Annotated in this window: 10 protein-coding genes; 8 read left to right on the top strand and 2 right to left on the bottom strand. The window is 68.7% G+C overall.

The features are described 5' to 3' along the window. Positions 1–28 precede the first annotated feature (28 nt). Positions 29–1,291, bottom strand: a complete 1,263-nt coding sequence (locus ACIHCX_RS36605) for an amidohydrolase (RefSeq protein WP_400037438.1) — start codon at positions 1,289–1,291, stop codon at positions 29–31. 68 nt (positions 1,292–1,359) lie between these two features. Further along, a complete protein-coding gene (locus ACIHCX_RS36600) occupies positions 1,360–1,998 on the bottom strand; it encodes a FadR/GntR family transcriptional regulator (protein ID WP_400037436.1) in 639 nt (212 codons plus the stop codon). 300 nt (positions 1,999–2,298) lie between these two features. On the opposite strand from ACIHCX_RS36600, the gene ACIHCX_RS36595 reads away from it, so the two are divergent. From ACIHCX_RS36595 to ACIHCX_RS36560, 8 genes are all read left to right on the top strand, one after another. After that, complete coding sequence (locus ACIHCX_RS36595; protein ID WP_400037434.1) at positions 2,299–3,273, top strand: sugar phosphate isomerase/epimerase family protein; 975 nt, start codon at positions 2,299–2,301, stop codon at positions 3,271–3,273. Continuing rightward, a complete protein-coding gene (locus tag ACIHCX_RS36590) occupies positions 3,257–4,141 on the top strand; it encodes an ABC transporter permease (RefSeq protein WP_400037432.1) in 885 nt (294 codons plus the stop codon). The genes ACIHCX_RS36595 and ACIHCX_RS36590 overlap by 17 nt, the downstream gene beginning before the upstream one ends. A gap of 13 nt (positions 4,142–4,154) precedes the next feature. Beyond that, positions 4,155–5,171 carry an ABC transporter permease gene (locus ACIHCX_RS36585; protein ID WP_400037430.1) on the top strand — a complete coding sequence of 339 codons (1,017 nt, stop codon included), beginning with the start codon at positions 4,155–4,157 and terminating at the stop codon, positions 5,169–5,171. Between the two features lies 1 nt (position 5,172). Beyond that, a complete protein-coding gene (locus tag ACIHCX_RS36580; protein WP_400037428.1) occupies positions 5,173–6,237 on the top strand; it encodes an ABC transporter ATP-binding protein in 1,065 nt (354 codons plus the stop codon). Further along, a complete protein-coding gene (locus ACIHCX_RS36575; RefSeq protein WP_400037426.1) occupies positions 6,234–7,301 on the top strand; it encodes an ABC transporter ATP-binding protein in 1,068 nt (355 codons plus the stop codon). Before ACIHCX_RS36580 ends, ACIHCX_RS36575 begins: the two co-directional genes overlap by 4 nt. A gap of 14 nt (positions 7,302–7,315) precedes the next feature. Continuing rightward, positions 7,316–8,944, top strand: a complete 1,629-nt coding sequence (locus ACIHCX_RS36570; protein WP_400037424.1) for an ABC transporter substrate-binding protein — start codon at positions 7,316–7,318, stop codon at positions 8,942–8,944. A gap of 165 nt (positions 8,945–9,109) precedes the next feature. Beyond that, positions 9,110–10,162, top strand: coding sequence for a sugar phosphate isomerase/epimerase family protein (locus tag ACIHCX_RS36565; RefSeq protein WP_400037422.1), 1,053 nt, complete (start codon positions 9,110–9,112; stop codon positions 10,160–10,162). A gap of 161 nt (positions 10,163–10,323) precedes the next feature. After that, the gene (locus ACIHCX_RS36560) at positions 10,324–11,793 is read left to right on the top strand and encodes a chlorohydrolase family protein (RefSeq protein WP_400037420.1); all 1,470 of its coding nucleotides are present in this window, start codon (positions 10,324–10,326) and stop codon (positions 11,791–11,793) included. Positions 11,794–11,875: the final 82 nt, after the last annotated feature.

Genomic DNA, 11,875 nt, shown 5'->3' with positions numbered 1-11,875 from the left:
ACCTTCCCTCCGCGGTGCGTCAGTCGTGTCACGAGACGGCTTTCCGGAGAGCTTCGGGCGAAAGTGATCCGTCGACGGCGACCACTCTGCCGGCTCGCAGCACTGTCCGCCGTTTCGGCCGGTCCATGATCGCTGACGTCACTGTCTCGCCGGGCAGCAGCAGAAGATCCGCGCGATCGCCTCGCCGCAGACCCGGGCAGGTGTCCGCGGTGTCGGTCCACGAAGCGGCGGCGGGTTCACCGGTGCCGACGACAGCACGCCCTCCGACGGTCGCGATCGCCAGGCACCGTTCGATCAGGCGGTCGTGGCGGAGTTGCTGGGTGAACGCCAACTGCCACGTCCTGCCCAGCATGTCGCCGTCACCGAAGGGAGACCAGTAGTCCCGCATGCCGTCCTGGCCCAGACCGAGTCGGATCCCCGACGCGGCCAGTTGGTCCGCGGGCAGGACGCGCTGTCCGCTCGGGGCGATGGTCGTCAGGGCGATGTCGAGGTGTGCGAGCTGTTCGATCACTGCCTGGATTCGAGGGGGCGGAGCGGTCGCCAGCGCGAAGGCGTGCGAGATGGTCACTCTGCCCTGCATACCGAGACTGCGCACTCTGTCGCAGATGAGTTCCATGGTGAAACAGCCCAGTTCTCCGGGCTCGTGGAGGTGGATGTCGATGCCGACCCCGTGTCTGTGCGCGATGTCGAACACGATGTCCACATGCTGTGCCGGGTCCCGGTCGAGGGCACACGGGTCTATACCGCCGATGAGGTCGGCGCCACTGGACATCGCGGCTCTCAGCAGGTCGACCGTGCCAGGGGCACGGACGATGCCCGCCTGAGGAAAGGCGACAACCTGCACCTCGGCTCGGTCGGCGTGGGCCTCCCTGGCCGCCAGGACCCCCTCCAGCCGGTCGAGGCCCGAGGAGACGTCGATCTGAGCGTGGCTGCGAACGACCGTGGCACCGGACGCGATCGTCATGCCGAGCGTGCGGGTCGCACGCTCGCTGACGCTCTCTTCGGCATCCCTCCAGTTCTCGAGGTCGTTGTCGATGAGCCCGAGAAGACCGTCCCGTGCCGTATGGGGCCGGAACGGGAGACCCAGGCGTGTGGAGTCGAGGTGAGCGTGAACATCCGCGAAGGCCGGCAGTGCCAGATGACCGTGACCGGCTATGACTTGTCCGTGGCCGGGTCCGGCCGAGCCGGGTGTGTGCGGGACGACCTCGCGGATGACGCCGTCCTCGATGAGAACGTCCGAGAGGGCACCGCCCCAGGGGCGAACGGCTCGGACGCAGGTGGATTCGCTCACGCTGTACTCCCTCGTCACTTCGGTTGCGGGCGAACGCACCGGCCGCTTCCCCCGCCGGGGTCCTCACGTCACGGGTGCTCAGGCGGCTCCATGCGCGCGACGATGGCGAGGGCCAGCTCCGTCGCGCCTTCGGTGTCACGTCGTTCGATGGCTCGGTACAGGGCTTCGTGCTCCTTGGTGCCCTGGCCCATCGCGCCCCCCAGCGACTTGCGGAAGGGCACGTTGAGACTCGCGTAGAGGTCGATCAGCAGCTCGTTGTGAGAGGCCTGGGCCACCGCCATGTGGAACCGGAGGTCCGCCTCGATGAAGGAGTCGAGATCACCGGCTTCCGCGCTTCGCTGACGGTCGTCGAGGGCTTCGCGCAGGGCCGTCAGATCGGCTTCGGTGCGGCGCACGGCCGCGAGTGGCACCGCGGAGGCGTCGAGTCCGCGGCGAACCTCGAGCACCTCGCTGGTCTTGCTGTTCATGATCTTGCGGCTGAGCGTGACGGCAGCCTCGTCGACGGCGACGACGTAGGTACCGTCGCCCTGCCGCACTGCCAGCAGTCCCGAGTGCACCAGGGCCCGCGTGGCCTCCCGCAGTGAAGCGCGACTGATCCCGAGTGTCTTGGTCAGTTCGGCTTCCGACGGAAGCCGGTCCCCCGGTACCCACTCCCCTTCGTGGATCTGTCTCCTGATCTCGTCGATCACCGCGTCGACCGCCGACACCCGATTGACCTTCAGCATGTTCATAACATCCGCCCTGTCGGCTCCGCCCCATGTGCTTTCAAGATCGGAGAAGCACCTACGTCGTCCTGGGCAGAGGGTAGCCACTGCCCGATGCCGGCCGCGCCGGTACGGCATCCCGGTCCGACACCTCTTGCACAACCCCTTCCCCAAACATCAGACGACTGATAATCATAACGCATGACGACCACGACGTCGCAGGTAACGGCCCGTTCCATCCGAGCAGTTGGCACCCGGACGGTGCCCTCAGCCGCCGGCGACCGCCGACTGAGGATCGGGACCATGTGCGGCCGGCCCCAGGGCTTCGATGACGGATCCCCTGAGGACGCCCTGGCTTTCGTCCACGCCCGGGGCCTGGACGGAGTCCTGTTCGCCACTCCTCGGGCGATCAGTCCGGAACTCGACGGGGCTGCCCTCAGGGCCACCGCCGAGCAGGCCTCGGAACGGGGCCTCTATGTCGAAACGGGTATCGGCTGCCTCGGCCCCTCCCGTGACTCCGGCGCACTGCTGGCGGAGCTGACCGCCATGATCGAGGCCGCCCGGACGGTCGGCTGCCGGCAGTTCTTCGCCTACACCAGAACCGTTCGCACGCACGGAGAGGTCGCACACCGTGAACAACTCGACAACGTCCGGCAGACGATGGAAGCCCTGGTGCCGCTGCTGCGCGGTGAGGGGCTGCGCCTGAACCTGAAGACCCACGAGGACCTTTCCTCGCAGGAAGTGCTGCGCCTGGTCGAGACCTGTGGACCGGACGCCGTCGGGGTGAGCCTGGACGTGGCCAATCTCGTGGTCCGCGGCGAGGACCCGGCCCAGGCCGCCAAGCGGCTGGCACCCCACATCCACCAGACCCACCTCGAGGACGTGGCCCTCTACTTCGTCGAGGGAGGCCTCAGGCGAAAGCTACGGCCGTGCGGGGCCGGAATCCTGGACTGGCGCAGCATCCTCACCACGCTTGTGGAGGAGGCGCCGGCCGACCGCCTGACGCTGGAACAACACATGGGCCAGTTCGACACGAGCATCTTCGACCGAAGCTGGTTCGACGCCGAACCACACGTCCACGCACGCGAGTTGGCCACGCTCGTCCACGGCGCGTGGAGGTGCGAGACGCGTGCCGGACGGGGGGAGACGCCCACCCTCGAAGAGCTCACCGACGACCCCGGCGCCGCCGCACGACGCGCCGATCTCGACGCCAGCGCGGCGTTCCTGCGCCGCATCCTGTCCACGATCACGGGAGGCCCCAGTGGCAGCGACAGTTGACACAGCGACGGCGGCACCACCCGCCCCGTCACGCCGGCGGTTGACGAACGGTGACCCGGTACTGGTCTCGGCCCTGTCCGGGCTGGCGATCCTGGCGATCGTCCTGCTCGTCGGACCGTGGCTGTGGCCGCACGACTCCAACACCGTCGACCTGGCCGAACAGCTCATGCCGCCCTCCTTCGCCCACCCCCTCGGCACCGACAACCTCGGCCGGGACATGATGGCGCGGGTCCTCACGGGCGCACGGACGTCCCTGGGCGCGGGGCTGATCGTGGTGGTCGCGGGGGCGGTCCTGGGATGCAGCACCGGGCTCCTCGCCGGAGCGCTGGGCGGATACGTCGACACCGCGCTGACCTGGCTCACGAACTCCATCCTGTGCTTCCCCGCGATCATGCTCGCCATGGCCGTCGTCATGGCGTACAAGCCGGGCGTCACAGCGATCGTCATCGGCCTCGCCATACACTCCTTCCCCTGGTACATGCGCACCCTGCGAGCCGAAGTGCTCCGGATCTCCTCACTGGACTTCGTCAAGTCCACCAACGCCATCGGCGCGACCAGGAAGCGGGTCCTGTTCCGCCACATCCTGCCCCATCTGATCTCGACCATCGTGCTCCAGATGGCCGCCGTGTTCGGTGCCGCCGTGCTGTCGCTGGCCGCTCTGGGCTTCCTGGGCATGGGCGCGCAGCCGCCCACCGCCGAACTCGGGTCCATGATCACCGATGGTCAGCAGTTCTTCCTCACCGGCCAGTGGTGGATGGCCGCCTTCCCCGGTCTCGTGCTGCTGATCGCGGTCACCCTGACCACCATCGTCGCCGACCGTGCCCGCGAACTGCTGGATCCTCGCGGCGAGTTCATCGCCGCGGACTGACCGGAGGCGCACCATGCTCAACGTGATCGCGAAACGGGCCGGCGTGGCAGCCGCGACCGTGCTCGGAGCCTCGATCTTCTCCTTCCTCCTCCTGAGAAAGCTGCCGGGCGACCCGGCCCGGCTGATCGGCGGAGAGCTCGCCGACCCCGCCACCATCGAAAAGCTGCGCAACTCCATGGGGCTCGGCGACTCCCTGCCCCTGCAATTCTGGAACTACCTCTCCTCGGTCTCCCGGGGCGACCTCGGATTCTCCTTCAGCACCGGGCAACCGGTCACCACACTCGTCCGCACACGCCTGCCGGCAACGATGGAACTCGGTATCGCGGGCGTCTTCGCCGCCCTCGCCCTCGCCGTCGTCTTCGGCGCCGTCGCGGTCTACAGCAGGAAGCGCGGAGCCGACGTGGCGCTGCGGACATCGTCCTCCCTGGCCATGGGATCGCCGCCGTTCTGGCTGGCGCTGATCGCCATCCTGCTGCTCTCCGTCAAGCTCGGCGTCTTCCCGGGGCCCGAGGGACGTCTCTCGCCGCAGACCACGCCACCGCCCGCCTTCACCGGCTTCTACACCATCGACGCGCTCAAGGCGGGGCAGTTCCAGACGTTTCTGGACGCCGCATGGCATCTGGTCCTGCCCGCCCTCATGATCGCGGTCGGCCCCTTCGCCTTCCTCAGCAGGCTGTTCCGTTCCCAACTGCGCAACACCCTGCGCGAGCCGTTCATCACCGTCGCGCGCAGCCGGGGTGTCAGGAGGCGGTCGGTCTTCCTGCGCCACGCGGTGCCGAACTCCCTGCTGTCGCTCGTGGCGGCCACCTCCATGCTGTTCGCCGAACTCATGACCGGCAGCGTGCTGGTGGAAAAGGTCTTCGGATGGCCGGGGGTCGGTTCCCTGACCGTCGACGCCATCCTCCAGAAGGACTTCTCCGTGGTTCAGGGCGTCATCCTGCTCAGCGCCGTGCTCTACGTGAGCGTGAGCTTCGTCGCCGACGTCGTCTATGTGGCCGTCGACCCTCGTATCCGCGCGGGAGTGAACTGACATGACCGAGACCGGCATGAACACATCGGCGACGCCCAGCCCGGGAAGAGAGCCCACCGACACGGGAACGCTGCTGGAAGTACGGGGCCTGAAAACCGAGTTCGTCACCGCCACCGGGCGGGTCGCGGCCGTCCGCGACGTCAGTTTCTCCGTGCGCCGGCGTCAGCGCCTGGCCATCGTGGGGGAATCGGGCTCCGGCAAGTCCGCCATGGCCATGTCCATCGTGGGCCTCATCCAGCCGCCGGGGCGGATCAGCGGCGGTGAGGTCCTGCTCGACGGCCGGAATCTGATAGGGCTGCCGGACAAGGAGATGTCCCGCATCCGCGGCCGCCGCATCTCCCTGGTGTTCCAGGATCCGATGAGCGCGTTCGATCCCATCCGCACGATCGGCGCCCAGCTCGTCGAGAGCATTCGGGCGCACCAGCCCGTGAGCAGGCGGGTCGCCGGCCGGCAGGCTGCGGATCTCCTCGGCGAGGTCGGAGTCGTCGACCCGGCACACCGGCTGTCCGACTACCCGCACCAGTACTCGGGCGGCATGCGCCAGCGCGTGCTCATCGCCATGGCCCTGGCGAACTCGCCGGAACTCGTCATCGCCGACGAACCCACCACCGCCCTCGACGTCACGACCCAGGCCCAGGTCCTGGGGCTGCTCGACCGTCTGGTCACCGACCGCGGCGCGGCACTCATGCTGATCACGCACAACCTCGGCATCGTCGCCGGCTTCTGCGACAGCGTCAATGTGATGTACGCCGGGCAGTTGATCGAGGAGAGCCGCAGCAGGGACCTGTTCCGCTCGGCCGCACACCCCTACTCACGCCAGTTGCTCCAGTGCGTGCTGCGGACGGACCGCAGGCAGCAGGGCCTGCTCTCCACCATTCCGGGTGCGCTGCCCGATCCCACCCGGCCCCTGCACGGCTGCGCCTTCGAACCACGCTGCCCGCGAGGCAAGGACAACTCCCTGTGCCGAAGCACCGAGCCCGACCTCGTCCAGGTCGGCACCCACGGCGGCCGGCAGCTCGCCAAATGCCATTTCGCAGGTGCCCACGAGCCGGAGGAGACCAAGTGACCACGCAGACAGCCACTTCGGCGGTGCCCGACGAGCAGCCCCTGCTGGAGGTAAGCGGCTTGTCCAAGACGTACAAGGCCAAGGGCGGTGGCCTCCGGCCGCGCAGCCGGCCGGAGGTGAAGGCGCTGCACGACGTCTCGTTCGACATCGTGCGCGGCGAAACCGTCGGGCTGGTCGGGGAATCCGGCTCGGGGAAATCCACCGCGGCCTCCTGCGTGCTCCGCCTGGTCGAGCCCGATGCCGGCTCGATCCGGTTCGACGGCATCGACGTGCGCGGTCTGCCCCGCGGAGAGCTCAGGCGCCTGCGAGCCCGTATGCAGATGGTCTTCCAGGACCCCTACGGGTCCCTCGACCCCCGCTTCTCCGTACGGGAACTCGTCGAGGAACCCCTCCTGGTGCACGGTGAACGCGACGAGGCGACCCGCAGGGACCGGGCCGTGCAGATGCTGGAGCGGGTCGGCCTCTCGGCGGCACAGGCGGAGCGCAACGCGCATGCCTTCTCCGGCGGACAGCGCCAGCGCATCGCCATCGCACGCGCCCTGGTGATGAACCCCGACCTGGTCGTCCTGGACGAGCCGGTCACGGCGCTCGACGTCTCGGTGCAGGCTCAAGTCCTCAACCTGCTCACCTCGCTGCAGCGGGAACTGAACCTGACGTACCTGTTCATCGTCCACGACCTCGCCGTCGCGCAATACCTCTGCCATCGGATCGCGGTCATGTACCGCGGCGAGATCGTCGAGTTGGCGACGGCGCAGGAACTCTTCGCGCGACCACTGCACCCCTACACCGTGACGTTGCTCATGGCAGCGCCCGTACCGGACCCCGATGTGATGGACGCACGGCGCTCCGTCTTCCAGGACCCCGCCACCGCCCAAGGCGACGGAACCGCTCAGGGGTGCCCTCTCCGCCCGCGGTGCCCGGTCGGTGCCCAGCGCGCCGCATGCGCCACGTCCCATCCGGCGCTCCGGGAGGTCGCACCGGGGCACAAGGCCGCCTGCCACTTCCCCGGCGAGATGCTCACGACGACCACCGCGCCCCTGGGCGGCGCCCCCAGCAGCCTCTGAGAGAGGAGAAGCTCATGCCTCGTCACAAGCCCTCCAGGGCCATCGGCAGGCGCACCGCCCTGGGAGCAGCGCTCACCGCTGTGATGACGACGGTGGCGGCCTGCAGCGTCTCGGGCCAACCCGTCTCGACCGGCGGCGGAAAGCGGCCGTTCACCGTGAACTGGGCCAGCAGCATCAGCAGCCTCGATCCCGCGTTCGTCTGCCCCGGTGACGACAACAGCCTGGCCAGCAACTTCTACGGACGCCTGGTCACACTCTCCACCACCACCGGCGCCGACGGTGTCACCACGGCCGACCCCGACCCCAGCAAGGTGGAACCCGACCTGGCCACCGGATGGAAGGTGTCCGACGACGGCAGGACGTACACCTTCAGGCTGAGGCCCGGGGCGAGATTCGCCAACGGCGACCCCCTCGACGCGGCAGCGGTCAAGTACTCCATCGACCGCACCCTGAAAATGGGTGCCTGCGGCTCCCTCTCGCTGCAACTGGGCATCACCGATCCGCCACTCGTCGTCGGCGTCGACGCACCGGACAGCACCACCGTGGTCCTCCGGCTGCGCGAGCCCAATCCGGCGATCCTGTACAGCCTCGCCCAGAGCCGGGGGTCGATCTACGATCCGAAGGAGGTGGAAGCCCATGGCGGAGTGCAGCCGAACTCCCCCAACCAGTGGCTCCAGAGCCACACGGCGAGCAGCAGCGGCCCGTACGTGCTCGCCGAGTACGTACCGAACAATCACGCCATCCTGAAGCGGAACCCCAACTACTACGGAAAGCAGGCCCTCGAGCCCACGGTCCGGGTCAACTTCATCCCGTCGGTCTCCACCCTGCTGCTGCAAGCGGAGAGCCGTCAGGCCGATGTCACGCTGGGACTGCCTCCGCAGAGCGTCAGCAAGCTCAGCAAGGAAGACTGCTGCACCGTGGTCACCGCCCCCAGCGCCACCCCGGTGACGGTCTCGTTGAACCATACGGACCGGCTGACCGGCAACGCCAAGTTCCGTGCGGCACTCACCTACGCGATCCCCTACCAGGGGATCATCAAGGCGGTGGCCTACGGCTACGGTGACTCCTACTACGGGCCGCTCGTGCCCGGAATGGCCGGCTACCGACACGGACTGGAGCCGGCCAGGCCCTACGATCCGGCCAAGGCGAAACGGCTGCTCGCCGCTTCCGGAGAGAAGTCCCCGACACTCCGTCTGATGATCAACCCGGCGTCGCCGGGGGTCTCCGACCTCGCCGCCGTTCTGCAGTCCTCGTGGCAGGCCATCGGTGTCCGGGTCGACATCGACGCCAAGGCCCCGACGGACTTCTCCACGCTCTTCAACGACGGCAAGTACCAGGCGGGTCTCCTCTTCGAGAACAGCACTCCGATCGGCGGCTACGAGCTGCGCAAGAAGCTGACGTGCGGTAGCCCGTTCAACAACCAGCACATCTGCATCCCGGGAACCACGCCGCTGCTGAACAGGCTCAGCGGCACGGCGGACGTCGCCGAGCAGCAGCCCATCGTGGACGAACTGGTCAGGAAGTGGCTCGAGCAGTCGCCGACCATCATCCTGTACCGGGCCCGCTTCACCGCGGTCGTCGGTTCGAACGTCAGGCACTTCGCCTACGCCGCCAACCTGCGCTTCTCCGAATGGGGCCGGTAGGCGGTCACCGACGACCACCGCACCCCAGCCGGCCGCGGCGCGTCCGCCCCGAACGGGGCCACCCGCCCATCCCGGGCGCCTGCACACCGTGCGCCCGCCGGCAGCCGCACCACACAGCGCCTGACCAGGATCCGTCCTCCGCGACGGCCACTACAAGGAGAGACCATGAAGATCGGTGTCGACGGCCGCAAGATCCCCGGAGCCGCCCAGCACACCCCGCTGGAGATTCTCGACCACGCCCACAGCCTCGGGATGGAGGGCGTCTACTTCCGCACGGTGCTCGACATCACCCCGACCCTCGACCGCGGCATCCTCAGGGAGCTGCGCCGGCACGCCGACCACCTCGGCCTGTACCTCCAGATGGGACTCGCCAAGGTCAATCCCTACGCCGCCGCCGAGGCGCCCGAGGTGCGCGTCCTCGGAGACGGCGACTACACCCGCGGGATGACCAAGATGATCGAGGCCTGCCGGGAGGGCGCCGACTGCGGCGAGCTCTGGGTGGCCTGCGGCAACTACAAGCCCGACCTGCCCGGCTACTACGCCATCGACAGGTTCCGTACCGACGCTCCCTGGTCGGATCAGCTGGTGGCGATCGAGAAGTTCCTCCGGCAACTGGCCCCCGTCGCACGCCACTACGGCAGCCACCTGAACATCGAGACACACGAGGAGATCACCAGCACGGAGGTGGTCCGCCTCGTCGAGGCCGTCGGCCCCGACGCGCTCGGGATCACCTTCGACACGGCCAACGTGCTCGTACGGGGCGAGGACCCCGTGGCGGCGGCACGGCGCGTCGCGCCCTACGTGCGCGCCACCCATCTGCGGGACTCGCTCCTTTCGACAACCGATCACGGACTCGCCCGTACCTTCTCCCCGTGCGGCCTCGGCGTCATCGACTGGGCCGCGCTGCTGGACGCGCTGAACGCGAAGAACCCGGATCTGTGGGCATCGATCGAGCCCGCCGGCCCCACTCTCGCCGTCCCCATCGGTCTGTCCGACCCGGCCTGGCTCTCGCTCCATCCCGACCTGGTCGAGAGCGAGAAGGAGGAGCTGTTCCGACTCGCCCACCAGTACGCCGCCCGCGCGGCGAACGGCGACGTGCCCACCATCGAGCAGTTCCGAGCCGAGCCCTATGACGGAGAGGCCTTCATCCGCCGCAGCGCCGACCACCTCCGGGCCACCCTCGCGAACCTCAACGCCTCCGTGACCCCGGCCGGGTAACCGGGGCCTCCGGCGCTCGGGTTCGACAGCTACCAGGCCACCGACCCACGGCCGGTGCGACCGCACCGGAATGCTGCCACCAGCGAACGCGGCGGCTTCGACCGGCCGTGCGGCGCGGCGGCGGCCCACATCAACCGGCGAGACGGCAAGGACGATCACTCGTGAGAACCGCTCTGCACGCAGACTGGATCATCGGCTTCGAGAACGGCGACCATGTTCTCCACCGGGACGCGGACATCGTCTACGAAGACGATCGCATCCTCCATGTGGGCCGCCGCTGGCAAGGTGAGACCGACCGGCGCATCGAGTTGGGCGCGGCGTTGATCAGTCCGGGGTTCATCGACCTGGACGCCCTGGCCGACATCGACCACGCCCTGCTCGACTCATGGGCCGACCCCACCCTCAGGGACGGCCACCAGTGGTCCGAGGACTACTTCAACACCCCGCGGCGCGATGTCTTCACCCCCGAGGAGCGGCGATTCATCCGCACGTACGCGATGGCCCAGCTGGCGCTGCACGGCGTCACCACGCTCATGCCCATCGCCTCGGAGGTGCACAGCTCCTGGGCCGAAACGTTCGAAGACGCCGTCGGCATCGCGGAGGCGGCTTCCCACCTGGGACTCCGTTCCTACGCCGGCCCCAGCTTCCGTTCCGGAGTGAACGTCGTCCGCTCCACCGGCCGGCGGGACGTGCTCTGGGACCACGAGCGTGGCCGCGAAGGCCTGGCCGACGCACGGCGTTTCCTCGACCACGCGGCCGACTCGGCGAACCCCCTGGTGCACGGCGCCCTCCTCCCCTGCCGCATCGAGACCATGTCCCTGGACCTCATGAGCGCCACCGCTCAACTGGCACGCGCATACGATGTGCCTGTCAGGATCCACTGCATGCAGGGCACCGGGGAACTCGAACTGCTCAGACAGTGGTACGACGCGACACCTCTGCAGCTCCTGGAACGCACTGGACTCCTCGAGTGCCGCCTGTTCGTTCCCCACGCCCTCTTCGGGTCGGACGCGGAGAACGGCCGGCGGCCCACCGATCAGGAGCTGGGGAAACTCGCCGACGCGGATGTCACCGTCGTGCACTGTCCACTCACCTCGCTCCGGTACGGGACGGCCCTGCGATCGTTCGACCGGTACCGCGCCGCGGGCGTCAACGTCGCACTGGGAACGGACAGTTACCCACCAGACCTGATCAAGGGCATGGACGTCGGTGGCAACATCGCCAAGCTCGTCGAGGGCAGGCTCGACGCGGGCGGCGCGGCCGACTACTTCCGGTCCGCCACCCTCAACGCCGCCGGCGCCCTCGGTCGTGACGACCTCGGAAGACTGATGCCCGGCGCCCAGGCCGACCTCGTCGTGCTCGACCTCAGCGACTTCAGACTGGGCGTCGTGGACGATCCGCTGCGTTCGCTCCTGATGAGCGGCTCCGCGCGCGACGTGCGGATGACCGTGGTCGCCGGCCGGACGGTCGCCGACCAGGGAACTCTTCCGGGGCTGGACCTCGTGGCCATGAAGGCCGAGGCGCAGGAACTCTTCGACCGGATGCGATCGGCCTACACCGAGCGCGATCTGCACCGGCGCACACCCAACAGACTGTTCCCGCCCACCTTCCGCATGGCCGGCGAGGCCTGAGCCTCGCCGGGCCGACGCCTCCACCGCCAAGCTCCACAGGCTCAGCCGGGCTCGGGCCGACGGCCGGCACCAGCTGGTCGGC

The organism is Streptomyces sp. NPDC052043 (assembly GCF_044548235.1).
Taxonomy (GTDB): domain Bacteria; phylum Actinomycetota; class Actinomycetes; order Streptomycetales; family Streptomycetaceae; genus Streptomyces.
Note: the sequence above shows the minus strand (reverse complement) of the source record. Positions and strands in the feature narration are given on the sequence as shown.